The following is a 26,339-nucleotide window of genomic DNA, read 5'->3' on the forward strand; positions in this document are numbered from 1 at the left end:
CGCGAGACCGGTCCGTCGTAGTCTGCGGTGTGTCCGGTCCGCGAGCCGCGGATGGGAAGCGCTGACGCGGGAATACCGCAATTCGCGAATGCGGATTGTCCCGGGTGAATGTTGCAATTGGGTGACGAGGTTGGCCGTCGATGACCGCCCATGCCTTGCGCATGGCCGCTACCGCAGTGCGCGACTGCACCATCCGGCTGTCGCCGGACGGCGCCAGCTTGCGGTCAGACCGCCGTATCCTGCCGGCCGCGCGTGAGGCCGTCCAGACCGGAGCGTTTCAGTTGCTCGTCGATGCCGAAGCGCTTGAGCTTGACGTAGAGCGTGCTCTTGGCGATGCCCGCTTCGCGCGCCGCGGCGGTCATGTTTCCGCCATGCTTGATGATCGCGGTCACGATCACTTCGCGTTCGGCATTTTCGAGACTGGTCAAGGACGGGGCGCTGTCTGCAACCGGCCCTGCCGCGACGGATCCACTCGGTGAAATGGACGGCGCCGGCAACCTTGACGCAGCCGGCAGCGGCGACAGCACATGAGGCGGCAGGTCGTCCACGTCCAGCACCGTGTTCCCCGAGGTGAGCAACATGCTTTCCATGACGTTGCGGAACTCGCGGATGTTTCCCGGCCAGGCGTGCTGCTGCAATACGGTCAGAACAGCGGGCGACAAGGTCCGCAGCGGCATGCCATGCCGTTGCGACAGTTGCGTCAGGAAGTGTTCGCCGAGCAACGCGATGTCGTCACTGCGGGCCCGCAGCGACGGAATATTGATGCTGGTGACGGCCACGCGGTAAAACAGGTCCATGCGGAATCCACCGGACTGGATTTCCTTGCGCAAGTCACGGTTCGTTGCCGCAATGAGCCGGAAGTTCACCTTTCTCGGCTTGTTTTCACCGATGCGATAGACCTCACCCTCCTCGAGTACGCGCAGGAAGTGCGGCTGCAGATCGAGCGGCATTTCGCCGATTTCATCGAGAAAGAGGGAGCCGCCGCTGGCCGCTTCTATCTTGCCGATGGCCCCGCCCTGCCGGGCACCGGTGAAGGCGCCCTCGGCGTAACCGAACAGTTCGCTGGACAGCAATTCACGCGAAAAACCGCCGCAGTTCAGCGCCACGAATGGCGCCCCCTCCAATGCCCCCGATTCATGGATGCAACGCGCGAACACATCCTTGCCGACGCCGGTTTCTCCCAGCAGCAGCACGGGCACGCGAGACTTCGCCAACTGTTGCGCGCGGCCGACTGCCTGCATCAGGACATCCGATTTGCCGATGATCTTTTCGAAACCGCGCTGGTCGGCGGCGTCGCCGCTGGCAGCGGACAGACTGCCGCGGCTGCTGCCGGCCAGCATCGACCCACGCCGGTTGGGCAGGGTGAGCACGCTGCCGATGTGTTCGCCATTTTCGATGACGGGCTCGACCCATTCCCTGCGTATCCAGTCAGGCAGGTCTACGGGCGAATCCTTTCGCTTGTTCCAGCGCAGGGAAATGGATGACAGCCCTTCCGGGCCGTCGACAGCTGCGTCGATGCCCAGATCGGCAATGATGGTCGACGAGCGTCCGTTGGACTTGATGGCGCGTCCGCGCCGGTCGAACACGATGACGCCATCGGTGGTCCGGCGGGCGAGCCGGTCGACGCACTCTTCGAGCAGGCGGTAGCGGATGTCCAGTTCCAGCTTGGCGAGCCGGTTCTCGATGCGGCCCGCCGTCGCGAGGACCAGCGCGAGACTGAGACGGTTGTAGGACTCGGTCAGAGCCGACACATCGACGACACCGAGGATGGATTTGTCGTACGGGTCGCGCACCACGGTGGCTGCGCAGGACCAGCGCTTGATGCCGGCGCAGTAGTGCTCCGCCGAATGAATCTGCACGGCATGGCCGACAGCCAGCGCGGTTCCAATGGCGTTGGTGCCGCAGGCGAGTTCGCTCCAGTTGGCGCCGGACAGCAGATGCACGTCCTCCGCGGCGCCACGCGTCGACATGTCGCCTTCGAGATTCAGGATCGTTCCGCTCTGGTCGGTCAGCACCATGACCGTGCCGGTTTCCGCAAGGAAGTCGCGCGCCGCGGCCATCACCGGCGTGCTCGCCGTCAGCAGTTCGCTGCATTCGGTCTGCAGCGAATGCAGCGAGTTTTCCTTGATCGGCGGCGGCGCCTGATAAATCGCCGGATCGACGCTGGCGCCCTGACAGCGGCGCCACGAATCATCGATCAGGCGGCGCAGGGCATCAGCGCCGCCTTCGTCACCGTTCAGGAAGCGTTCCCATGAAGCCATGACCTGATGATCGTTTTCCGGCTCGGAAAACAGCTGCGCTGAAGTGGCCGAACTCATGCACCTCCCTGTTGTGTCCTGAAGAACGACCGCATCCGCGCATGTCGGTACCGGTGCCACGAAAACAGCTGGCTGGCACCTTGAATCGGCGTCCCGGACGGATACGCAAGCGATGCGCACGCGACCCTCTACAATGATGCCTTATACCAAAGTACGACTGTCGGCACCACGCGCACAGCGGCTGTGAACGGGGTCCGGATATTGATAACAAAGGTGAAATGCATCCCGGCCTCATGCTGACCATGACGGCGTCCGCCGCTTGCACTCCCTGCTCGAATACCGTCGCAACGCGCGAGGCGATTCCGGGCTCCCGGACCCGCCCGCACAAGCAGAATCTTCGGAGAGACCGATGACATCAAGCGCTTCATCCACCGCCCGCACCGTCGGCGCCCCGATAGACCGGATTCCGGTGAGCCTGTTGACCGGTTTTCTCGGTGCCGGCAAGACGACCCTGCTGAACGAGCTGATGAAGCATCCCGCGATGGCCGGCACCGCGGTCCTGATCAACGAATTCGGCGAAGTGGGCATCGATCACCATCTGGTGGAGAAACTCGACGACACCACGGTGCTGCTCGATTCCGGCTGTCTGTGCTGCAGCGTGCAGGGCGATCTGGTGGCCGCACTCAAACAGTTGCACCTCCGAAGTTCGAAGCGCGAGATTCCGCCGGTCACGCGGGTGCTGATCGAAACCACCGGTCTGGCCGACCCGGTGCCGGTCATCTACACGCTGATGGAAGAGCGCTTCATCGCCGCCCGTTTCGTGTGCGACAGCGTGCTCACTGCGGTCGATGCGACACATGGCCTGGAACAGATCGACCGCCATCAGGAAGCGCTGCGCCAGATCGCCATGGCCGACCGCCTGCTGATCACCAAGGGCGACCTGGCGGGTGCCGATAGCCGGGCAGCGCTCGATGCGCGGCTCGACACGCTCAATCCGGGCGCGCTGCGTCTGGACGTGCGCCACGGTCGGATCGAGCCCGACCAGCTGTTCGGCAGCGGCATCTATTCCACCACCGGCAAGCTGCCGGATGTGGCGGCGTGGCTGGGCGAGGAACGCGTTCTCGATGAAAGCGCCCGGGCCGCGCACGCTGCGGCACCGCTGCGCTGGAACACACAGCCGGCACCGGCGCGTGCGACGTCGGCGCGCCACGACGATTCGGTATCGAGCTTCGTCGTGCGCTTCGAGGCACCCGTGCCGTGGTACGGGTTTTCGGTCGCCATGGGTCGCATCCTGGAAAGCTGGGGTCCGCGTCTGCTGCGCGTGAAGGGCTTGATGAATGTGGCCGGTGACGACCTGCCGCAGGTGATCCAGTGCGTGCAGGACGTGGCCTACCCGCCGCTGCGCCTGCCTGCGTGGCCGGCAGGCGGCCCGTTCGACGATCGCCACGGGCGTCTGGTGTTCATCACGCGGGACATCGGCGACGACGAGCGCGACCTCATCCGCACGCTGCTTGCCAATCTTCCTCCGCAGGCAGCTGCCGCACGCGCAGTGGCCGCCAACCCGTTCATGGCGACGCGCTGCTGGCTGTCGCAGAGGATGCCGGTCGCGCCGGCCGGTGGTCTGCAGGCAGACGGCTGGGTCGTCCAGGCCCGGCGTTTTTCGGCCCGCCCCGCGCCGGGTCGCGGCGGCACCTGAAGCGCGTCAGGCGGGGCCGGCGAACCTTGCCGACAACGGGTCGAGATAGCGCACCAGCAGGTCGTGCGCGTTTTGCCCGAACAAGCGGATGCGTCCGGTGTTGTTCAGCATCAGCAGGCCGACGATGTGCGCGAAGATCGCGCTGGTTTCGATCACCGCCTCCGCTTCGTTCAGGCCGAGCTGCGCCAGCAATTCCTGGATCGGCAGCAGTGCGGCCTGCAACCGGCGATTGAGCTGCTGGTTCAGTTCGGGTGTCAGGCCGCGGGGCCGCGCGCCGTTGAACAGGTAGAACCCGAGGTCCATGTCCTGCGGGTGGTCGCGGTAGAAACCGAAGAAGGCCATTGCCCGGGCACGCAGCAGCGCGACGAGCGCAGCACGCTCGTCCGTCGCGGCAACTCCGCCTGCGGGCGTCGCGTCATCCACGCACTGCTTCAGCCGGTGCAGCGACTCGCCGAGCAGTGCGGCGTAGATTTCCTCGCGGCTGCCGAAGTAGCTGTACAGCGCGCCGGGTGTGTAGCCGGCGCGCTTGGCGATTTCCCGCAGGCTGGCGCCTTCGAGCCCCAGTTCGAAGAACGCGGACCGCGCGGCATCGAGAATCAGCGTGCGCCGCGTTTCGTTGATGGCCGCCTCGCGCAGCACGCGCGGTGCGTTCGGCGCAGGCAGCACCGGCTCGTCGTCCGGCGACCGTACGGTTGACTTGACCATGACCTGATTTTAACCTGACGCAATTATTTGAACAGTGTTCAATCAATGGAACGTTCCACACTTCCCCTGCATGGAAAAGCGGCCCCCGCCGCCAACACCGGCACGCTGATGACAGGTCGGGACTTCCGCGAGTCCCTGCGCAAGCTTTCCCCCAGGGTTTATGTCGATGGCCAACTGCTCGATTCGGTCGTCGACGCACCGTCGATGCAGCCCGGCATCAACGCACTCGCGGTGAGCTACGATTTCGCGCACGACCCGGCCAAAGCGCCGCTGATGACGGCCGTGCAGACGCGCAGCGGCCGGACGGTCAATCGCATGCTGCACATCAACGAGTCGTCCGGCGACCTGCTGAACAAGCTCGAAGCAGTGCGCATCCTGTGCCAGGAAACCGGTTGCGCGCAGCGCTATCTGGCGCATGACGCACTCAATGGCATCGGCCAGGCGGTGGCGCGGCTCGACGACGCGCGGGGCAACACCGAGTACGGCGCCCGCTTTGCCGACTACCTGCAGCGCGTGCAGGACGAAGACCTGACGCTGGGCATCGCGATGACCGACGCCAAGGGCGACCGAAGCCAGCGGCCGCACCAGCAGTCGAATCCGGACGTCTACCTGCACATCGTCGAGCGCAACGGCCGCGGCATCGTCATTTCCGGCACCAAGGCCATCGTCACCGGCGCGCCCTACATGCATGAGTTCCTGGTCATGCCGTCGCGCAACATGACCGAAGCCGACGCAGACTTCGCCGTGTGCTGTGCGGTACCGGTCGACGCGCCCGGCATCACCATCGTCGCCCGCCCCGCCGGCCGGCCGGGCGAGAAGCCCGAGCATGGCTCACCGCTGTTTTCGCGCCGCTACGGCCAATCGACCGGCGTGGTCATCTTTGACCGCGTGTTCGTGCCCTGGGCGCGCGTGTTCCTCGCCGGCGAGTGGGAACACTCCGGCGCCGTCACCTATAACTACGCCACCCACCACCGCCACAGCTGCATCGCCGCGCGCGCCGGTTTCGGCGACCTGCTGATCGGCGCTGCCGCGTTGATGTGCGAAGCGAACGGGCTGGACCCCGACCGCAAGGCCAATCTGCGCGACCCGATGGTCGAACTGATCAAGATCACCGAAGGTTTCTACGCCTGCGGTGTGGCCGCCAGCGTCTATGCGGCGGCCGATCCGTACTCGTACACCTTCATGCCGGAGCCGGTGTTCGCCAATATCGGCAAGCTGCTGCTGTCGACCCAGATCTACGACATGCACCGGCTGGCGCACGAAGTGTCAGGCGGCCTGATCGTCGCCCTGCCCGGCCCGCACGAAGACCACAACCCGGCCACCGCTGCGACGCTGGCCGAGGTGCTGCGTGCCAATCCGGACATCCCGTACGACAAGCGGATCGAGGTCGCGCGCTTCATGGAAGACCTGACCGCCTCGTATCAGGGCGGCTGGTATTCGCTGATCAGCCTGCATGGCGGCGGATCGCCCGCCGCACTGAAACAGGAAATCTGGCGCAACTACCCGGTCGGCGACAAGGTCGATCTGGTCGAGCGCCTGCTTGATCGCGGCGTGCTGGCGGACGAGAAGCGTTCGATCACACGCAACAGGCAGCCCGGACGCTGTTGCGACGCCGGTTGCAGCCAACCCGGTCAGGCCGTGATGGTGCCGCTGCCCGTCGCGCGTCCGACCGATGACTGACGACCGGGCGTAACCCACACCAGCCGCCTCCCGACACGGCAGGCGGCCGGCGCAACAGGAAAGAGCCAGCATGCGCATCAAACCTTGTGAATCCGTACTGCTGGTCATCGATCTGCAGGGACGCCTGCTGCCGGCCATCGATGACGGCCAGACCGTTCTCGAGAACGCGACCTGGTTGGTCGACGTGGCACAGGCGATCAGCGTGCCGATACTGGCGACCGAGCAGTATCCGCAAGGCCTCGGGCCGACCGAAGCCGGTCTGCGGGCGCGCTTTCCGGACGGCACCATCGTCGAGAAAACGCATTTCTCGGCGCTTGCCGAAAGCAGCCTGCTCAGGGCACCCGAAGCCGGACGCAGACAATGGGTCGTCGTCGGCACCGAGGCGCACGTCTGCGTGCAGCAGACCGTGCTAGACCGGCTCGCCATGGGTCGGCAGGTGTTCGTCGTCGAGGATGCGGTCGGCTCGCGACGCCCCCGCGACAAGGCGCTGGCGCTGCAGCGCATGCAGCAGAACGGCGCGGAAATCGTCAGCCGCGAAATGGTGGCGTTCGAATGGCTCGAACAGGCAGGCACGCCGTTGTTCCGCGCCGTACTGGAACGCTTCATCCGCTGAGCCGAGCCGGCAGTGCGGCCGCCTCAGGTCGCCCGGACCGTGTGCGCCACGACGCACGGCAATTCGCCCGCTCCGGCCCTCCCTCCCCCCGCGCTTTTTTGTCCTCCCTTCCCCTTCGCAATCCATCCCCCGAGCCTGCCTCGAACACGCCTTTATATTGCGTCGCAGCAATCAAGAGGGATCGGACGATCGTCCGGATAACGAACCATCGTCTGGCTTTCAGCGCATTTTGGCCATTTTAATCCCTATATAAATCAATTACTTGAAAATATCTCGCGTGTGGCACAGCGCTTGCGTTGGTGCTGTCGGGAAGTCCACGTGTCACACGGGTCCCGTTCGCCGGCAGAAGACATTGATGCCGCGGACGGCCATGCGGCGTCGGTATCGATTTCTGATCTTCTAAAAGCGGTCTTGATCCACGAATGGATGGCGGGAGGTAATGGGGAATGGCAGTGCACATCAACATCGATAACGGTGGAACGCTCACCGATATCTGCATCATGACGGACGGCGTCGTCAAAAAGACCAAGGTGCTCACGACACCCTATGACCTGAGCAAGTGCTTCTTCGACGGCTTGCAGAAGGCGTCCGAAGTGATCTATGGCGCAGCGGACGTGAAGCGCCTGCTCGAAGAAGTGGACCTGATCCGCTACTCGACCACGCAGGGCACGAATGCCATCTGCGAACGCAAGGGCCCGCGTCTGGGTTTGATCATCGACGGCGCGCTGCGCGACCTGCCGGTCCGGCTGGCCGAGCATGACCCGGAAGTGTACGAAGCGCTGGTCGGCGACCGCGTCGTGTTCCTCGACAGCGCCGAAGTCACCGGCCCCGATGCCGAAATCGAAGTGGTCAAGGCGATCAACAAGTTGACCGCGATGGGTGCCAGTCGCCTCGTCGTGAGCTTCGACGGCGCCGACTTCATGGCGGTGGAAACCTGCTTCAAGAAGGTGGCGCTGCGCAAGTACCCGCGCCATCTGCTCGGCGCGGTGCCCATCCTGTATGGCAGCGACCTGTCCACCGACCGCGACATGGTTCGCCGCACCTGGACCTCGCTGATCAATTCCTTTCTCCATCCGGCGATGGAAGCCTTCCTGTTCAATGCGGAAAAGCGCCTGCGCGACTATCGCACCAAGAATCCGCTGCTGATTTTCCGCAATGACGGTGACGCCTCCCGCGTGGCCAAGACCGTGGCGATCAAGACCTACAGCTCCGGCCCGCGCGGCGGCATGGAGGGCATGAAGTCCTTCGCCCGGCTGTACGGCATGTCGGACGTGATCGGCATCGACGTCGGCGGCACGACGACCGACATCGGCCAGTGCCTCGACGGCAAGGTCGCCGAGGTCCAGCGCGGTCACGTGGAAGGCATCAGCGTGTCCTTCCCGCTGTGCGAAATCATGAGCGCGGGCGCCGGTGGCAGTTCGATCATCAAGGTGGTGAATGGCCGTGTCGTCATCGGCCCGGAAAGCGTCGGCGCCGTACCCGGACCGGCGGCATTCGGCCGTGGCGGCAAGGAAGCGACCATCACCGACGCCAGTCTGCTGAGCGGCCTGTTCGACCCGAAGTCCTACTTCGGCGGCGGCATGGCGCTCGATCTGGACCGCGCCGCAACGGCCGTCCAGGTCAGGATTGCCGAACCGCTCGGCGTCGATCTCGACGAAGCGCTGCTCAAGATGGAGCACGCCTACGAAGACAAGATCGCCGTCGAACTGCATCGTTTCACGAAGATTTCGAAGGACACCGTGATACTGGCCTTCGGAGGCGCAGGCCCGCTGAATGCGTGCGGCGTCGCCGAAAAGGCCGGCATCGACAAGGTGGCCGTGCCGAAGCTGGCCGCCGTGTTCAGCGCGTTCGGCATCGGTTCCTGCGACATATCGCAGCGCTACGCCGTGGCGCTCGGTGACCGCAGCGACAAGGCACTGGCCGAGGCGCTGGAAGCACTGAAGGTCAAGGCATCGCGCGACATGTTCGCCGAAGGCTTCGGCGCCGGCGAATACGAGGTCGAGGCGTGGCTCGTGGGCGAGAACAGCGACGGCAGCGAAAGCACGCACGCGATCTCCGGCACGCCGACCCTGCCCGCCGCGCTGGCGAGCGCTGTGGCGGTCGAACTGCAGTTGAGAGCGGTCAAGTCGTTGCGCACCAGCGCGGCCGACACCGCACGCTTCGTTGCGGGAAGCGCTGCCAAGGCCGACGGCACGCGCAAGGTGCTGATCCGCGACAAGGGTCGCGTCGACGTGCCGGTCTACAAGCTGAGCCAGCTCAAGGCGGGCGACCAGGCCGCCGGACCGGCCATTCTCGAAGAAGACTACTTTACCTGCCGGGTGCTCGATGGCTGGAGTTTCGTCATCAGCGACGCGGGCGACATCATGCTGAACAGGAAGGGCTGAGAAAAATGAAAGTACTGATGACCGAATATCTGCGCATCGACCTGGAGACCGAAAACTGGGAATGCCGCGTGTGCGACCACGTGATCGGCTCGGCCGGGAAGAGCTACAAGGAAGGTCTGCTGGTGCATAACCGCGACCCGCGCGAAATCCATCCGCCCATCCTCGACCCGGAAAAGTACCGCTTCACCTTCAGCCCCGATCCGGAATGGGTGCGCATCCTCGAATTCTGCTGCCCGTCCTGCGGCACCCAGGTGGAAACCGAATACGCCATTCCCGGCCATCCGCCGCTGTACGACATGGAACCGGATCTGCCCGCACTGAAGGCCCAGTGGGCCAGGCGCGGCGAGCAGAAGACGCCGGTCGTCGGCCCCGCAGTCGCGGCGGACAAGGGACACGGCCACTGAGCCCGGATGCATTGCCGGCGTGCAGGCCCGCAGGGGCTGCGTGCGTCAGTACGAACGAATCGAGGAGATAGCATGAGGCGCGTATCAGTTGATATCGGTGGCACATTCACCGATTGTTTCGTGGTGTGGGACGGCAAGCACATCGAGGCCAAGGCCCTGACCACCCACCACAACCTTGCACTGGGCTTCAACGAAGCACTGAGCAAGGCCTATCACGTGCTCGGTCTGGAACTGGAAGAAATCCTGTCCCAGGTCGACTCCGTCCGCTACGCCACGACGCTGGGCACCAATGCCCTGATCGAGCACAAGGGACCGAAGATCGGCATGCTGGTGACCGCCGGCTTCGAGGCGACGGTGCCGCTGAGCCGTGCGCGCGGCTACGGTGAAGGTCTGGACAATCTCGGCCAGCAGGATCTGCCGAACGCGCAGCGCCCCGAGCCGCTGGTGCTGGCCCACATGATCCGCGGCGTGCGCGAACGCCTCGACTTCCAGGGCGAGCAGGTCATGCCGCTGGACGAAGAAGACGTGCGCACGCAGATCCGCGAACTGGTGGACCGCGGCGCCGAAATCATCGTCGTGGCACTGGTGAATTCGGTGGTCAACCCGGTGAACGAGCAGCGCATCGAAGAAATCCTGCTCGAGGAATATCCGTCGCATCTGCTCGGCGCTATCCCGATCATCCTGTCGCACCAGGTGGCCGGTCGCAAGGGCGAATACGTGCGCGCCACCTCGGCCGTCATCGACGGCTATCTGCACTCGACCATGTACCACGCGCTGTCGGCGCTCGAGCAGAACCTGCGCGCCCACAAGTATGAAAAGCCGATGCTGGTGATCCACAACTCCGGCGGCATGGCACAACTGAATTCGACCGACGCGCTGCAGACCATCCACTCCGGTCCGGTGTCGGGCATCGCGGCGTCCGAACACCTGGCCATGCAGTGCGACCTGGGCAATGTGGTGGCGACCGACATGGGCGGCACCAGCTACGACATCGGTATCGTCGTCGAAGGCGGCATCAAGCATTACGACTTCAACCCGGTGATCGACCGCTGGCTGGTGTCCGTGCCGATGGTCCACCTTGTCACGCTGGGTGCCGGCGGCGGTTCCATCGCCAGCTACGACCGCATGTACAACACGGTGAAGTGCGGCCCTGAATCGGCCGGCTCAGACCCCGGCCCGGCCTGCTACGACCGCGGCGGCATGAACCCGACCGTGACCGATGCCGACCTGCTGCTCGGTTACCTCGATGCGGCCAACTACGCCGGTGGCTCGATTCCGCTGAATCCGCGTCGTGCCAAGGCGGCCATCGAAGACGCGCTGTGCGACGACCTCGACTGCGAAGTGATCGAAGCCGCGCTGCTGATTCGCGAAAAGGTCGATGCCAACATGGCCAACGGGCTGTTCACCGAGCTGCGCGCCCGGGGTTACGACCCGAAGGAATTCACCATGCTGGCCTACGGCGGCAACGGCCCGCTGCATTGCTGCGGCATCGCGCAGAACCTGAACATCGACCGGATTCTGGCACCCCCGCTCAGCTCGGTGTTTTCGGCGGTCGGTGCCGGCAACATGCACCAGCTGCACATTCACGAACAGTCGCTCTACATGGTGCTGTACGACTCGAACACGCGTCACCTGTTCGACGACTACGCCCGCTTCAATTCCATCGTGGCCGAGCTGAAGGAACTGGGTACCCAGGATCTGCAGCGTCAGGGCGTGCCGCGCGAGGACGTCTGCCACAGCCTCGAACTGGACATGCGCTACGGCAACCAGCTGGTGCAGACCACAGCCGTCATCCCGCAGCACGAAGTACATGGCGTGAGCGACGTGATGGCCATCATCACGCAGTTCTCGAATGACTACGGCAAGCGCTTCGGCGAAGGCTCGCAGGCACCGGAAGCGGGCATCCGCATCAACACCATCCGGGTGGCTGCCTTCGTGCGCCATGAAACCGTGAAGTTCGAGAACATCAAGCCGGTCCCGGCCGAACAGCGCACCGCACCGCCGGCACCGGGCAGCCGCCGCAAGTGCTGGTTCGTCGGCCATGACAGCGCCTTCGATACGCCGGTGTGGAGCCGCGATGCGATCGAACCCGGCATGCAGATCGCCGGCCCGGCCATCATCGCCTCCGAAGTCACGACCTTTCTGGTGGATCCGGGCTGGACCTTCGTGGCCGCCAAACAGGGTGCGTCCTGGTTCCTGCGCGGCTGAACGCGCAGGCATCCCGATCAAACCCATACAGATGACAGGATTGAAAATGAGCGAAACAAGCACGAAGGTGGCACCGAAAGTGCCGAGCGCCGAAGAAGTCGCGCTGATCAAGAAGTTCCTGAACGACACCACGCTGTTTCTGGGTCCCGACCCGGAAATCATGCGGAACCATGACCTGATGCCGCGCAGCGCCGACGAAGACGCTGCGATGAAGAACCTCAGCGACGCGCACACCGTGGCCAAGATCCGTGACCGCATCCAGGCCGGTTGCGACGAAGGCTACGAAATGGTCGAGCAGATGGGTGCGGCACCGGGCGCCAAGTGGGGCGACATCATCACGGGCGTCTATTCGGCCTCGGGCGATCTGGCGATCGCCAGCGCCGGCGGCGTGCTGATCTTCTCGGCGCTGGTGCACCACCCGATCAAGTTCATCATCAAGAACTGGGTGAACGAACCGACGGTGGGCGTGCGCGACGGCGACGGCTTCATCCACAACGACTCGCGTTACGGCAACGTCCACAACACCGACCAGTCGATGATCCTGCCCATCTTCCACCAGGGCAAGCTGGTGTGCTGGGTGGCGTCCACGGTGCATGAGGGCGAGAACGGCGCGATCGAGCCGGGCGGCATGCCGTCGATGGCCGAAAGCCCGTCCGACGAAGGCCTCAAGATGTGCCCGTTCAAGGTGGTCGAGAACTACCAGATCAAGCGCGACATCCTGACCTTCCTGCAGAACTCGGTGCGCGAGCCCAAGCTGCAGTACGAAGACATGAAGGTGAAGCTGTTCGCCTGCCTGCGCATCAAGCAGCGCATCGAGGAAACGCTGAACAGCGACGGCCCGGAAGCACTGGTCGCGACGCTGCGCACGACGATGGAAAACGTCCGTGCCGAAGTGAAGCGCCGGGTCAGCGAATGGCCGGACATGACGGTGCGCACCTACATCATCCAGGACTCGACGCTGCGCGAGAACTGCGTGGTGAAGATCAACTGCAAGCTGACCAAGACCGGCGACCGGCTGATCTTCGACTTCCGCGGCTCCAGCCCGGAATTCACCAACCGCGCCACCAACACCATCCTGGCCGGCCTCAAGGGCATGCTGGCGCAGTGCTTCCTGTGCTACGTGTGGCCGGACCTGCCGCGCGGTCAGGCGGCGTTCGCACCGATCGAAGTGATCACCGATCCGCATTCGATCGTCAATTCGTCGTACGACGCACCGAACTCGCAGTCGCTGATGTCCATCTTCACCGGCTTCACCGCCGGCCAGCACGCGGTGGCCAAGTTTCTCTACAGCTGTCCGGAGAAGTACACCAAGGTGCACGCGCCGACCTTCAACATGATCAACACCTTCATCTGGGGTGGGGTCAGCCAGCACGGCGAAACGCTGGGCAACCTGTGTGCCGACCTGAACGGCATGGGCGGCGGCGCGCGTTCCGACACCGACGGCGAACATGCCCTGGCTCCGATTTTCGCCACCATGGCGGACATCGGCGAACAGGAGCTGAACGAGGAAGACGTGCCCTTCCTGCAGCTCGTGTCGAAGAAGATGACGCGCGATGCCATCGCCCCGGGCAAGTACCGCGGCGGCCAGGGCTACACGATGATCGTGGCGACCAAGGACTCCGAACAGTGGGGCTTCATGACCACCGCCCAGGGCGCGAAAATTCCGCCGATCCAGGGGCTGTTTGGCGGCTACGCCTGCGGCTGCTACCCGCTGTCGAAGGTCAAGGGCGTCGATGTCTACGACGTGCTGCAGAACGAGCCGCACAAGTTCAAGCACTCGATCGAAGAAATCATGAACGACCAGCCCTTTGAGGGCGCCACCTACAGCACCTATCACATGGGCATGGGCTTCGAAATTTCGAAGCGCGGCGAACTGTTCATGATTTCGCAGGGCGCGGGTGCCGGCTACGGCGACCTGCTCGAACGCGACCCGGCCAGCGTGATTCGTGACATCGAAGAAGGCCTGATGTCGCAGGGCGTGGCCGAACGCCTGTACAAGGTCAAGTTCGATCCGGTGACGCTGGCCATCAACCAGGAAGCGACCGACGCCGCCCGCGATGCCGAACGCAAGGCACGGATTGCCCGCAGCGTGCCCTACGCCGAGTTCATCAAGAGCTGGAACAAGCCGACGCCGCCGACGCATCTGCAGTACTTCGGCTGCTGGGGCGATGACATCACCAAGCTCTACATGGGCAGCGCCGACAAGTTCCGCGACGCCGACACGCCGCGTCCGAACTACATGACCCACCCGAAAGACGTGCGGATCGCAGAACTGGAAGCCCGTCTGGCTGCGCTGGGTGCGATGGGGAGCGACAAGCAATGAGTCAGCGCCTCGCCGACATCCTGCCCGGTCAGCAAGGTGGCAGCGGCCTCAAGGTCTGGTTGAAGTCCTCCGCCTACACCCGGCGACTGCTGCTGGGTGAAGACGGCGATCCCTGGCTGAGCGGTGCCCGGTATCTGGCGTACTTCTCGCAGGCCCAGGGGCTGCTGCGGCCCGACGTGGCCGTGGTGGAAGTCGGCGAGCTGTTCGATTCATGGCTGGTGCGTCACCCTGAAGTGCGCGCCGAACTCGGGTCGAAGAAGCGGCTGTCCTTTCCGTTGCGCAAGCTGCTGGAACAGGACGAGCCGCGCGCGCTGCTGGCCGAAATCGTGGAAGCGGTCATCGCCAATCTGCGCGGCCAGACGCCGCTGGTGCTGGCGATGCCCTCGCCCAAGCACTGGCTGTTTCACGCCAACGAACTGGCGGGCCGCAGCGACATCGAGCTCGACCCGGACGGCATCGAAGATGCTGCGATGTACATGGCAGACCTGATCCGTTCGGTGTCCGCTCACCCGGTGGGCGGCATCCTGCTGGAGGAACGCCCGGACGACCCCCGCATGGGCGAGACGGACGTCGAGCGCTATCGTCCGCTGATCAATGTCGCGAAACACTATCGCTGGTCCATCGCGCTGCGCGCGCAGGGCGATGCCCTGCTGCCTTCGCCTGCGCTGGCCGATTTCGATGCGGTGATTTCGCCGAGCCTGCGCGTGCCGGCTCCGTCGTCTGCAGGCGTCGATGTCAGTCAGGCGCTGTGGAGCGGCGCTGCCCTGCCGGTACTCGAAGCCGGTCAGTTCTGGTTCGCCGACATTCCGGCGAGTCAGAAACCCGAATCCGTCCTCGAATCGCTGGCCGCGCTGCGCGCGTCGATCGGCGGCTGAACAAACGGGGGCACCCGGCCGGGATGTCCCCGAACACCGCGCATCAAGCCCGCAGGCCTTACCTGCCTGCGCGGTCGCGGTGCCTTACCACAGGCTACCGCGAATGCACGCCCGCCTGCGCCGGATACTGACCGGCGCAGGCAGGGCTTTTCATTTTCCGGATACGGCGACTTTCAGGGTTGATCCATGCTGCCCATCGCACGCGGCCAGGTCACCGCGCGCCACGGCCGTTTTCTGGCCTCGATCCGGGCGGTGACTTCGAGCTTTTCAGCGCCCACCAACACAAGCTGAACCGAGCGTCCGCAGCCGCCCGCCACCGTCCATCTGCGCCCGACCAATCTGGATGAACGAAATAAAGCTGCCCGCACGCAGAAGATTTGCCCGCCGCGTCCGTTGACTCCGTGTCGAGGTCTTTCGAATTTTTCGTCAGGGAATGCACATGAACTTCATATCGCGCAGCATCCGCAACAAGCTCCTGGTCATCTGCGGCGGCGGCACCGCCGCACTGCTGCTGGCCGCGGTCATCGGCCTCGCCGTGGAATGGTCGGCCATCGATGCCCTGTCGGGCGACATCACGCGGGCGCAGGCGCTGGCCGTGCGCGAAGAGACGGCGAACAAGCTGATGGTGATCGGCGGGGCCTTCGCCATCGTCGTTCTACTTGCCTTCGTACTTTTCCTGTGGGCCCTGCAGCGCACGATCATCGGCCCGGCGCGACGCCTGTCGGCCGATCTCGAACGGCTCGCCGGCGGCGACTTCGGCGGTCACGTGGCCTGCACCACACAGGACGAACTCGGTGCCATCGCGCTCAGTGCCGAACGCATCCGCAAAGACCTGGGCGCCCTCGTGTCGCAACTCAAGCAGTCGGCGCACTCGCTGGTCGATGCGTCGCAGACGGTCAGCGGCGAATCGCGCCGGGTGGCCGACGCCTCGGCCGCGCAATCGAGCGCGGCGAGTTCCACCGCCACCTCGGTCGAAGAGGTGACCGCCGGCATCCGCGCCGTGGCCGCCAATGCCGGCAACGCCGCGCGCCAGGCCGACGAATCGCTGGACCAGTCCGCGCGTGCGCAATCGCACCTGACCGAGCTGCGCGAATCGATCGGCCGCACGGCGAACGTGATGAACGAGGTGTCGGGTGCAGCCGCTGCCTTCGTCGACAACGCGCAGCAGATCACCCGCATGACGCGCGAAGTGCGCGAAATCGCCGACCAGACCAATCTGCTGGCGCTCAATGCTGCCATCGAGGCGGCACGCGCCGGCGAACAGGGCCGCGGTTTCGCGGTGGTGGCCGACGAGGTGCGCAAGCTGGCCGAGAAATCGAGCGCTTCGGCCGGCGAGATCGACACCATCACCCGCAGCCTGGCCGAGCGGGCGACGAGCCTGGCGACGGCGCTGACCAACGGCCGCGAAGCGGTCGGTGTCGCCGAATCGTCGAGCAATTCTGCCGCCGGCGTCATCACCGTCGCCCACCGGGCGGTATCGCAAGCCGCCGACGAGGTGCGGTCGATCAACGTGGCGCTCGAACAGCAAAGCCGCGCCACCGGCGACATCGCCGAGCACGTGGACAGCATTGCAACCATGTCGGAGCAGAACCGCTCGGCCGGCAGCAACCTCGCCGCCTCGGTCACGCACCTTCAGGGGCTGGCAAACGAACTGAACGATCTGACCGGACGCTTCCGCCTGTAGCGGGCCGCCGGCCGGACCGTGCAAATGCCGCTCAGGGCTGGTCGAGGCTGCCCATCGCACGCGGCCAGGTCACCACGCCCCAGGGCAGCTTCTTGTCCTCGATCCGGGCGGTCACTTCGAGCTTCGCGGCATCGACGACCACAACCTGATTCGAGCGGCCGCAGGCCACCAGGATCTGCTTTTCGTCCGGCGTGAAGGTGAAGTGCCAGCAGCGCTCGGCGTCGAGCGGCACGTCCTTGATCTTGACAAAGGTTTTCGCATCGAACACCTCGAGCGCCTTGGCCCGGGCAGTCGCGACGAACAACCGCTCACCCTTGCGATCGAAGGCCACGCCATACGGTGTCTGACCGGTCGCGACCGTCTTGATCGGCGTCAGCTTGTCGTCCAGCACCAGGAAGTTATTGCCGAATTCCAGCGTGGCGATATAGGTCTTGCCATCCGGCGACAGCTTGATGCCGCGCGGGCGGGCACCGTACTTTTCGACATCGACCTTTTTCACCAGCTTGCCCGACTTGATGTCGTGCAGCGTGAGCGTGTTGTCGGCTTCGTTGGTCACCACCAGGCTCTTGCCGTCAGGCGAGAATTCGATGCCTTCGGTTTCCGGGCCGCCCACGATGTTGCGCACCACCTTGCCGGCCTTCAGGTCGACCACGGCGACCTGTGCCGGCTCCCTGTCCTCGTCGTCATCGTCGTCGTCATGGCCGTGGGCGCCGTCCTTGCCACCTTCTTTCTTCTCTTCCTTCTTTTCGGTGCCCGGCTTCGGCGGCGGGCCGAGCTTGGAAGTCGGTTCGAACGACACGAAAGCCATGTCCCCGCGCACGCGTACGAATTCCGGGTTCTTGCCGATCTTGACGCGCTTGATGATCTTGCCGCTGGCCGTGTCGATCAGCGCGACGTCGCCGGTTTCACGCACCGCAACGACCAGCGTCTTGCCGTCGTCGGTGACGCCCAGGCCACGCGGCACCTTGCCGCCGACCGCGTACTCACCGGTCACCTGCATCTTCGCCAGATCGATGATCGAAATGCCGCCTTCCTGATTGCTCACATAGGCCGTGCCCTGCGCCTGCGCCAGACCGGCACCGGCAAACAACGAAAAAAGTGCGGCAGACCACAGGCTGCGCGCTGCGATTGGGCGGGTCATCTTTTTCATGGGGTTTCCTCCTTGATTAATTCTTATTCGACTGCTGTCGGCCACATCGAACCCAACGCGCGTGCCAGGCACCGGGACGACGTGATCGAAGCGCTGCAGTATAGAGATCGTCGCGCGGCCTTCGGTTCAGGAAATCCGCCAGTCGGGGCGGCGGGCGAGGCTGATCCGCCCGTGCCGACCGGGAAAACCGCCCGTTACGGTGTCGCAGCCCAGCCCCGGGTACAAGGGAAATCGTCCCGTACCCCCACGGTCGCGTCGGCGCACACACGGCACTGCGCGCGCCGGCAGAGGGTCCGCTCACCGTGCCCGGCCGCTGCAGCCGGTACAATCGACGGTTTTCCGTATTCCGGGCCCGCACATCATGGAAGCAGAACGTCTGAACGCCATCGCCAATCATCTGACCGACCTGCAGTCGCGGGCCGGCGAACTGCGGAGGTATCTTTGACTTCGATGCCAAGGCATCGCGGCTCGAAGAGGTAGAACGCGCGCTGGAAGATCCGGGCATCTGGAGCGACACTGCGCGCGCGCAGGAACTGGGCAAGGAGAAGCACACGCTGGAAGCGGTCGTGCGCGCCATCGAATCGATTGACGCACGGCTTGCCGACGCCAGCGAACTGTTCGAACTGGCTCGTGAAGAGGCCGACGAAGACACCGTGGTGGCAATCGAAGCCGACAAGGCGAAGGTCGAAGCCGACGTGGCAGGCCTCGAATTCCGCCGCATGTTCAACAATCCGCAGGATCCGAATCCGTGCTTCCTGGAAATCCAGGCCGGCGCCGGCGGCACCGAAGCGCAGGACTGGGCATCGATGCTGCTGCGCATGTACGTGAAGTACTGCGAACGCAAGGGTTTCGACGTCGAGGTGATGGAAGAGTCGGAAGGCGACGTGGCCGGCATCAAGAGCGCCACCATCAAGGTGACCGCCGAATATGCCTACGGCACGCTGCGCACCGAAACCGGCATCCACCGGCTGGTGCGCAAAAGCCCGTTCGATTCCGGCGCGCGTCGGCACACCAGTTTTTCCAGCGTGTTCGTCTATCCGGAAGCCGACGACTCGATCGAGATCGAAATCAATCCGGCCGATCTGCGGGTCGACACCTTCCGTGCGTCGGGCGCCGGCGGTCAGCACATCAACAAGACCGACTCGGCGATCCGCATCACGCACGCGCCGTCCGGCATCGTCGTGCAGTGCCAGAGCGATCGCAGCCAGCACCGCAACCGCGCCGAAGCGATGGCCATGCTGAAGTCGCGCCTGTATGAAGCCGAACTGCGCAAGCGCCAGACTGAGCAGCAGGCGCTGGAAGATTCCAAGACCGACATCGGCTGGGGCCACCAGATCCGCTCCTACGTGCTCGACCAGAGCCGCATCAAGGATCTGCGCACCAATTACGAGGTGGGCAACACGCAGGGCGTGCTCGATGGCGACCTCGACGGCTTCATCCAGGCCAGCCTGAAGCAGGGCGTGTGAAGTTGCTGAAGTTCCTGCTGTGGCTGGTGCCGCTGACGCTGCTGCTTGCACTGGCCGCCGTCATCGGCGCGGTGTCGCTGATGGTCGATGCCAATCCGGCACTGCCCGAGCCGCCGGCGGTGTCGCCGGAAGCGGCCGAAAAGCTGCTTCAGCAACTCGCCCTGAACGACCCGCGCCGCCTGCGCACCGGTCAGCGCAGCGAAATCCGGCTCGACACGGCTGACCTGCAGCTGCTGGCGCATGAAGCGGGCCGCCGGCTGCCGGCGACCCGGCTCGATCTGCAGCCGGACGCCGGCGGAATGAACATCGCGGCCAGCACCCAGGTGCCGGCGATATCGCGCTGGGTCAATGTGCAGGCGCGTGTGGCGGTGTCAGACACCGGCCAGCCGGCGCTCGACACCCTCCGTATCGGTCAGCTCACCGTACCTGACTTCATCGCGCAGCCGCTGGTGGGCCGCGCCGTGCCGAGGGTGCTGGAGATGGCCGGCGTCGGCATCGATCCGCAGCGCTTCATCGACCTGCTCGACCGGGTGCAGATCAGTCCGGCGGGCATCGCACTGAACTACGTCTGGTCGACCGAACTGTGGAAGGAAGGTGTGCAGTCGATGCTGCCGGCCGGCGAAGCCGAACGGCTCGGCTTTTATCACGAGGCGCTGGTGAAGGTCGTGGTGGGCATGCGCAAGGACGGCGACAGCGAACTGCTGCGTGCGATGCAGGCGCTGTTTGCGCTGGCCGGACAGCGTTCCGGCGATGGCGACGCCCTGGCGGAACAACGGTCCGCCGTGCTCGCTCTCGCGCTTTTCGTCAATGGCCGCCACCCGCGCGATCTGGTGCCGCAGGCTGCCGAATGGCTGCCTGTGCCGCGGCTCAGCCTGACGCTGCGCGGGCGGGAGGATCTGTCGCAGCACTATGTCGGGTCTGCCCTGCTCGCCCTGCACGCGGGCGCCGGCTGGGCCGATGCCATCGGCCTGTCGAAGGAGGTGCGCGATGCGCAGGTCGGCAGCGGCTTCTCCTTCACCGACCTGCTGGCCGACCGCGCCGGCACCCGGCTGGGCGAACAGATTGCCGCCGGCCGCGGCAACGTTTCGCAGCGCTTTGCGGCCGGTCTGCCGGTCGATGAAGTGCTGCCACCGATCGATGGCCTGCCCGAATTCATGCCGGAGGAAGAGTTTCTCCGGCGATTTGGTGGCATCGGTGCCCCCGCCTACCAGGCCGTGATCGACGACATCGAGGCACGCCTCGAAAAACTGGAGTTGTACCGGTGAGCGCGGGCGACTTCCTGATCGATCCTGCGGCGGGCTTTGCCGACTTTCTCTCGCCCGGCGTCAGCCCCGGCGACCTGCCCGAACTTGACCGGCTGGCACGCGCGCGGCCCCTGCTGTCCGCCTTCACGACGCTGTTCCACGGCTCGGAATCCGAGGTGCTGCTGCGCGTGCTGGTGCTGGGCGAGATCGGCCGCACGGCCGACGCGCCGCGCTGGTCGCCCGAGGCGCTGCGCGCACGCTTCGCCTTCATCGACCCGGTCAAGCTGGAAACCGTGCTGCGCCGCCTGCGCGACCACGCCCTGCTGCGCGTCGTCGACAGTCAGTACCAGCTGTCCGACATCGGCCGCAACGCGTGCGCGGCGCTGGCCATGCTGCTCGAACTGTCCGGCGACGAAGATGTGGAGCTGGGCTTCCTGACCGCACAGATCGCCGGCCTGCAGGCGGTCGATGGCGACACCGGCGACGCGCTGCAGCACCTGCTGGGCAAGCTGAACGATCTCACGCTGCACTTCGAGGACGCGATCGCCTCCGGGTCGGAATTCCGCATCATCGCGGCGCGCCGCCGTCTGGACGCCAACGGCCGCTGGCTGGAACGGGGCACCGCGCTGCTGCGCGACCTGCTGGCCGATGACGACCTGCCGTTCGAGCGGGCCCGGCTGGCGCAGCGCATCGGTCTGGCGCAGTCGCGCCTCGCGCGGGTGGACGCCTCGTTCCAGCGCGCACTGAACAAGATCGAATCGCAGCGCGTGACGCTGGGTGGCTCCGGCATTTCATCATCCGATGTCGCGGGCTGGCTGCGCCGGCTCGACAGCGCGGCACTCGCCGGGCTGGCGGCCGACGCGCTTGCGCCCTGCCCCGACCTCACGCTGCTGGCGGGTGACCACGAACTGCTGGACCGCGCAGAACCCACGCTGTCCGCCGAGCCGGTCAGCGACACCACAACCGCGCTGCCGGCGCCTGACGACGCACCGGTCGCCGCCCAACCGCCGGCGGAAGACCTGCACCTGCTCGAACGTTTCGCGCATCGCCTTGGCGCCCTGCCCGGCCCGGTCGCGCTGGCCGATGTGATTCCGGGCAGCGGTTTCGCGCAGGCGTCCTACCGCATGTCGCTGCTCGCGCTGCTGCGTGACGCCGGAGCAGGCGGCGACCCGGCGGTCGAAGCCGGCGCAGGCCCGGTTGCCGACTTCCTGCGCCTGGCGGTCGACGTGCGCTTCACCGAAGAATTGCAGTCGCTGACCGACGACGACATCGCTGCGATCACGGTCGGCGAAGTGCTGCCGAGGGGCGCGTCGTGATGCGGCTGCGTCCTGCATGGACGCAGCAACACGGGAGAGCGGCCGCTGTCCCGACGGTGTCCTCCGCCCTTGACCGGACCCTGCCGCGTCGATCTGCAGCAGGTCCTTTGAACTGATGGATATGGAAACAGAACTTCGCACCCTCACCGCGCGCCTGCTGGCGCACCGCTCGATGCCGCGCACCGACCGGCTGGCCCGCCGCGCCCTGGTTGATGACGGCTTCCGACATGCGCTCGACCAGCGGCTCGCCGCGGTCGGCCTGCAGCTGTTCGACAACCCTTATGCCGCGCACATCGCAGTCGGCATCGCCGACGACATGCGCGAACCGGTGTTCGGACAGGCGCGCGAATACGCCGCCAGCAATGTCGGGCTGATGCGCGACGAACTGGCCTGGCTGATGGTGATCTGGTCGCTGATTGTGCTGCCCAAGCGCGAACGCCAGGTCAGCCGGCGCGCACTGAACGACGAAGGGCAGGACGACATGTTCGGCGCCGAACAACCGGTCGAGCACGGCGACTCGGTATCGGGCGCACTGACCGAAGCTTCGCTGGTGGCCGACTTCGGTGCCCGGCTTGGTGGCATCACGAAGCTCAGATTCACACTCGGCAAGCTGTCACGTCTCGGATTCATCGAGCGGCGCAACGGCCTGGTGTTCGAAGGCCCGCTGCTCGACGTGCTGCTCGACTACCGCATCCTGGCCGACCGCGTCATACACGGCACGCTGGCCGACGTGCTCACCGGCGCCGGCCACGCCATGCCCGAAGCGAATGCCTTCGAACTGGCCGCCGCGGCCGCCGCCGCCGACGACGAGGCCGAAGCATGACTCGCCCGTCCCTGGCCGGCGCGCGCCCCGCCTGTGATCAGGCACCTGTCGATGATTGCAGTCTGTATCGCGGGCAGGGCCCGCTCCTACGAAAGGCAAACACAGGCGTGGTTGTTGTAGGAGCCTGCCCTGCAGGCGATACGCCCGTCGATCATCGGCAGGCGGCTGATCACCGCCACCCTCTCTGCCACCGCCCACTCACTTCTCACGCACGCTGACGAGCCACCCATGTTCCACATCAAGCAACTCGAACTGGTGCACTGGGATTTCTGGCGGCGCTTCACGCTGCCGCTCGATGCACAGATCATCACCATCGTCGGCCCGAATGGTTCGGGCAAGACCACGCTGCTCGATGCGCTGCGCACGCTGTTTGCGCTGCGCTGTTCCGGCAAGCGCGACTTCCGGCGCTACGTGCGGCGCGGCGAGCACGACTACGCATGGATCCGCGCGGTCGTCGCCAATGTGGCCAGCGGCACCGGCAAGCGGCCGTTCTTTCCGTGCATCCACGACGAGGTCACGCTGGCCTGCCGCATCAAGCGCGCCGGCGGCGACTGGACGCGCGACTACGCCATCCTCGACGGCGATGTCGCGATCGAAACACTGGAATCCGGCGGCGAATGGACCGGCCTGCGCGACTACCAGAACCGCCTTGCGTGGGGCGGGCTGACCCCGGCCATCGCCAAGGTGCTGTCGCTGGAACAGGGCGACACCGACAAGCTGTGCGAATACTCGCCGCGCGCCCTGCTCGACCTGGTGTTCGACGTGTTCGGCGACAAGGAGGTGCTGGATAACTATCAGGCTGCGCGCGAGGAACAGAAAGGCGCCGAACGCGAACTCGAAGGCATCGGCCTCGACCTCGAACGGCTGCGTGCGCAGGCTGAAGCCAAGCGGCTCGAAGCCGACAATTACCGGCAGTGGAAGCAGCACGCCGATGAGGTGCTGGCGCTGGAAACGGAAATCGTGCCGCGGCTCGAAGTCGCCGAACTGACGCGCGACATGTCGAACGAGCGCGGCGACCTTGCCCGCCTGCGCGACGACCTGCGCTGGCTGGGTCGCGAACAGGCCACGCTGACGGCGCGGCTGGCCGCGGTGACGAGCGAACGTGAAACTGCGGTTGCTGCACTGGCCGAGGTGCGCGCCGACGAGCAGCAGGCGGAAGCGCGCCAGTTGGCAGCGCACGATGCGCTGCGCGATGTCGAGCGGCTGCTCGACGAAGAACGCAAGCTGCGCGAGCGGGTGGCCAGCGAACACGGCGCCGATGCACTGACGCTCGAAGCCGAACATGCCGCAGCCGAAGCGCTTGCTGCGAAGCTGGCGGGCGACGAGCGCGTGCTGGTGGCGAAGTTCGAAGACAAGGCCGAACAGCTGCGCGCCGCCCAGGAACGACGCGGCGCACCCGGTGACGCCGAGGTGAGCGCCTTCCGCACGAAGCTGGATGAAGCCGGCATCGCACACCGCGTGCTGTCCGATGTGGTCGAAGTGACCGACGTCGCCTGGCAGGCGGCACTCGAAGCCGTACTGCGGCCCTACCGCCATCTGGTGCTGCTGGAGCGCGAAGACGACCGCCACGCTGCGTGGGCGCTCGGCGAACAGGCGCGATTCCGCCACTTCATTGTGGCCGAACGCGAAACCGTGATGTCGGCGCGTGCCGGCTCGCTGGCCGAAGTCGTGCGCTTTGCCGCTGCGGTACCGCGCTGGCTCGCGGATCTGCTGGGCCGCATGCAGCGCGTGGACAGCGCCGATGCCGCGCGCCATCTGCCGCGCGACACCGAATGGATCACTCGCGACGGCTATCACCGCGAGCGGCGCGGCGCGCGCCACCTCGGTCGTCCGGCCGAATTCCACTTCGGCGAACTGGCCCGGCAGGCGCGCATCGAGCAGTTGGGGCGCGACATCGCCGAACTCGACGCGTCGCGTCGCACGCTCAGCCCCGAGCTGGACCGGGTACGCCAACAGGTGACCGCCATGCGCGCCCGCCTGCTCGGCCTGCAGTCGGCCAGCCTGCTGGCGCTGCGCAGCAACGAATTTGCGCAGGCCCGTGCCGCCTTGCCCGGTGCGCGCTCCGACAGCGACCAGACCCTCACCGCGCGCGATGCCGCCCGGCACGAAGTCGAGCGCCTGCGCGAAAACCTGACCGGCATCGACACCGAAATCGATCGCAGGCGGCGCGAGCTGAATGCCACCGGCACGCGCCTGCGCGATCTGACGCAGCAACTGACACCTCGCCGCACCGAACAGGCGCAGCGACTGGTGGCGCTGCGCACGCGCCGCCGTGGCATGCCGGCGCACTGGCTCGATGCACGCGAACTTGCCCAGCTGACCGAACGTTACGGCGACGCCCGCGCCGCCCGGCGCGAACTGGGTCGCCTGCGCGACCTGCTGGCCACCGGCGACTGGGTCACCGACCCGTCCGCGCTGACGCTGCGCGACCGGCTGAAGGACGACCTCGCGCGGCGAGAGCAGGACTACGCCAGCCGCCAGGGATACTGCGCCACGGCCCGCCGTCACACCGACGACGCACGCGCCGCCTACATTGCCAAGCTGCGCGCCACCGTGCGCCAGTACGGCAAGAACCTGCGCGCCTTGGGCGAACTGGCCAACGTGGGTGTGGACTGCGGCGCACCGCCGCTGGACAACGACGATCTGGCGCTCGCCCAGGCCGGGCTGGACGTGAGTTTCGACTTCGACCGCAAGGGCGCGGTCGGCCTGAACGACGGCGAGGCGTCCGGCGGTCAGCAGGTGATGAAGTCGCTCATCCTGCTGATCGCATTGCTGATGGACGACACGCGACCCGGTGGCTTCGTATTCATCGACGAACCGTTCGCGCATCTGGACGTCGCCAACATCGACCGCGTCGGCCGCTTCCTCGGCGCCACCCGTGCGCAGTACCTCATCACCACCCCGGTGACGCACAACGCCAACGTGTTCGCCCCGTCCCAGCTGACACTGGTCACCAGCAAGAAGTCACCCACCGAAAGCTGGGCACCGCCGATCGGCATCCTGAAGCGCGCGAAATGAAGCATAGCGACAACAGCCGCTGCGTCACCGCAGTCAGGATCGAGATGGTCGTTGATCCACACACGCATCGCCTGCAGGGGCAGGCTCCTACGAAAAACAGCGACAGTCTTGCCCTTCGTAGGAGCCTGCCCCGCAGGCGATCCCGGTCTCCGAACACGCGACGGCGCTCGATCAACGTGCGGATCGCGGACGGGGTCCGCTCCTACGAAAAACGCCGCCAGCTGTGAAGTCTTCGCGGTTTTCGTAGGAGCCGTCCCACGGTCGGCCCTGCATGGCCGACCGGCTATGCGGGCGGCGAGCAATGCTAGCCGAAACCCCCGCTCCGCCCCCGCAGGCGATCCCGGTCTCCGAACACGCGACGGCGCTCGATCAACGTGCGGATCGCGGACGGGGTCCGCTCCTCCGAAAAACGCCGCCAGTTGTGAAGCCTTCACGGTTTTCGTAGGAGCCTGACTCTCCGAACACGCGACGGCGCTCGATCAACGTGCGGAT

At 65.8% G+C, this 26,339-nt stretch carries 17 protein-coding genes; 14 read left to right on the top strand and 3 right to left on the bottom strand.

The window, feature by feature from the left end; all coding sequences use genetic code 11:
* Positions 1 to 224: 224 nt before the first annotated feature.
* Positions 225 to 2,318 carry a sigma-54-dependent Fis family transcriptional regulator gene (locus Q8R75_RS16590; protein WP_305626391.1) on the bottom strand — a complete coding sequence of 698 codons (2,094 nt, stop codon included), beginning with the start codon at positions 2,316 to 2,318 and terminating at the stop codon, positions 225 to 227.
* A 349-nt stretch (positions 2,319 to 2,667) separates the two neighbouring features.
* Between Q8R75_RS16590 and Q8R75_RS16595 the strand changes: the two genes are divergently transcribed.
* Positions 2,668 to 3,954: a GTP-binding protein gene (locus Q8R75_RS16595; RefSeq protein WP_305612930.1), complete on the top strand. Its 1,287-nt coding sequence runs from the start codon at positions 2,668 to 2,670 to the stop codon at positions 3,952 to 3,954.
* A gap of 6 nt (positions 3,955 to 3,960) precedes the next feature.
* On the opposite strand, the gene Q8R75_RS16600 is transcribed toward Q8R75_RS16595, so the two are convergent.
* On the bottom strand, positions 3,961 to 4,659 hold the full coding sequence (locus tag Q8R75_RS16600; RefSeq protein ID WP_305612932.1) for a TetR/AcrR family transcriptional regulator: 699 nt from the start codon (positions 4,657 to 4,659) through the stop codon (positions 3,961 to 3,963).
* 108 nt (positions 4,660 to 4,767) lie between these two features.
* On the opposite strand from Q8R75_RS16600, the gene Q8R75_RS16605 reads away from it, so the two are divergent.
* The 8 genes from Q8R75_RS16605 to Q8R75_RS16640 all read left to right on the top strand — a co-directional run bounded on the left by Q8R75_RS16605 (position 4,768) and on the right by Q8R75_RS16640 (position 16,830).
* Complete coding sequence (locus Q8R75_RS16605) at positions 4,768 to 6,339, top strand: 4-hydroxyphenylacetate 3-hydroxylase N-terminal domain-containing protein (protein ID WP_305626390.1); 1,572 nt, start codon at positions 4,768 to 4,770, stop codon at positions 6,337 to 6,339.
* 70 nt (positions 6,340 to 6,409) lie between these two features.
* Complete coding sequence (locus Q8R75_RS16610; RefSeq protein WP_305612935.1) at positions 6,410 to 6,952, top strand: hydrolase; 543 nt, start codon at positions 6,410 to 6,412, stop codon at positions 6,950 to 6,952.
* Positions 6,953 to 7,398: 446 nt separating this feature from the next.
* Positions 7,399 to 9,336 carry a hydantoinase/oxoprolinase family protein gene (locus Q8R75_RS16615; protein ID WP_305612937.1) on the top strand — a complete coding sequence of 646 codons (1,938 nt, stop codon included), beginning with the start codon at positions 7,399 to 7,401 and terminating at the stop codon, positions 9,334 to 9,336.
* 5 nt (positions 9,337 to 9,341) lie between these two features.
* Positions 9,342 to 9,740 carry an acetone carboxylase subunit gamma gene (locus Q8R75_RS16620; protein WP_305612939.1) on the top strand — a complete coding sequence of 133 codons (399 nt, stop codon included), beginning with the start codon at positions 9,342 to 9,344 and terminating at the stop codon, positions 9,738 to 9,740.
* Positions 9,741 to 9,812: 72 nt separating this feature from the next.
* Positions 9,813 to 11,948 (top strand): hydantoinase/oxoprolinase family protein, encoded by a 2,136-nt coding sequence (locus Q8R75_RS16625; protein ID WP_305612940.1) that lies wholly within the window; start codon positions 9,813 to 9,815, stop codon positions 11,946 to 11,948.
* Positions 11,949 to 11,994: 46 nt separating this feature from the next.
* Positions 11,995 to 14,271, top strand: coding sequence for a hydantoinase B/oxoprolinase family protein (locus Q8R75_RS16630; RefSeq protein ID WP_305612942.1), 2,277 nt, complete (start codon positions 11,995 to 11,997; stop codon positions 14,269 to 14,271).
* Complete coding sequence (locus Q8R75_RS16635; RefSeq protein ID WP_305612944.1) at positions 14,268 to 15,146, top strand: hypothetical protein; 879 nt, start codon at positions 14,268 to 14,270, stop codon at positions 15,144 to 15,146. The genes Q8R75_RS16630 and Q8R75_RS16635 overlap by 4 nt, the downstream gene beginning before the upstream one ends.
* A gap of 439 nt (positions 15,147 to 15,585) precedes the next feature.
* Entirely contained in the window at positions 15,586 to 16,830 is a 1,245-nt protein-coding gene (locus Q8R75_RS16640) for a methyl-accepting chemotaxis protein (protein WP_305613335.1), read from the top strand.
* 31 nt (positions 16,831 to 16,861) lie between these two features.
* Here the strand turns inward: Q8R75_RS16640 and Q8R75_RS16645 are convergent, their stop codons facing one another.
* Complete coding sequence (locus Q8R75_RS16645) at positions 16,862 to 17,980, bottom strand: beta-propeller fold lactonase family protein (RefSeq protein ID WP_305613336.1); 1,119 nt, start codon at positions 17,978 to 17,980, stop codon at positions 16,862 to 16,864.
* 361 nt (positions 17,981 to 18,341) lie between these two features.
* Between Q8R75_RS16645 and prfB the strand changes: the two genes are divergently transcribed.
* From prfB to Q8R75_RS16670, 5 genes are all read left to right on the top strand, one after another.
* A protein-coding gene (gene prfB / locus Q8R75_RS16650; RefSeq protein WP_305613337.1) for a peptide chain release factor 2 occupies positions 18,342 to 19,446 on the top strand; the annotation gives its coding sequence in 2 pieces (ribosomal slippage) (positions 18,342 to 18,422 and positions 18,424 to 19,446; 1,104 coding nt in all).
* Positions 19,443 to 20,711, top strand: coding sequence for a hypothetical protein (locus Q8R75_RS16655; RefSeq protein ID WP_305613338.1), 1,269 nt, complete (start codon positions 19,443 to 19,445; stop codon positions 20,709 to 20,711). The genes prfB and Q8R75_RS16655 overlap by 4 nt, the downstream gene beginning before the upstream one ends.
* A complete protein-coding gene (locus tag Q8R75_RS16660; RefSeq protein ID WP_305613339.1) occupies positions 20,708 to 22,006 on the top strand; it encodes a hypothetical protein in 1,299 nt (432 codons plus the stop codon). The genes Q8R75_RS16655 and Q8R75_RS16660 overlap by 4 nt, the downstream gene beginning before the upstream one ends.
* 121 nt (positions 22,007 to 22,127) lie before the next feature.
* Complete coding sequence (locus Q8R75_RS16665; RefSeq protein ID WP_305613340.1) at positions 22,128 to 22,829, top strand: hypothetical protein; 702 nt, start codon at positions 22,128 to 22,130, stop codon at positions 22,827 to 22,829.
* 228 nt (positions 22,830 to 23,057) lie between these two features.
* On the top strand, positions 23,058 to 25,847 hold the full coding sequence (locus tag Q8R75_RS16670) for an AAA family ATPase (protein WP_305613341.1): 2,790 nt from the start codon (positions 23,058 to 23,060) through the stop codon (positions 25,845 to 25,847).
* The last annotated feature ends 492 nt before the right edge of the window (positions 25,848 to 26,339 follow it).

Source organism: Methyloversatilis sp., from assembly GCF_030696805.1.
Lineage (GTDB): Bacteria > Pseudomonadota > Gammaproteobacteria > Burkholderiales > Rhodocyclaceae > Methyloversatilis.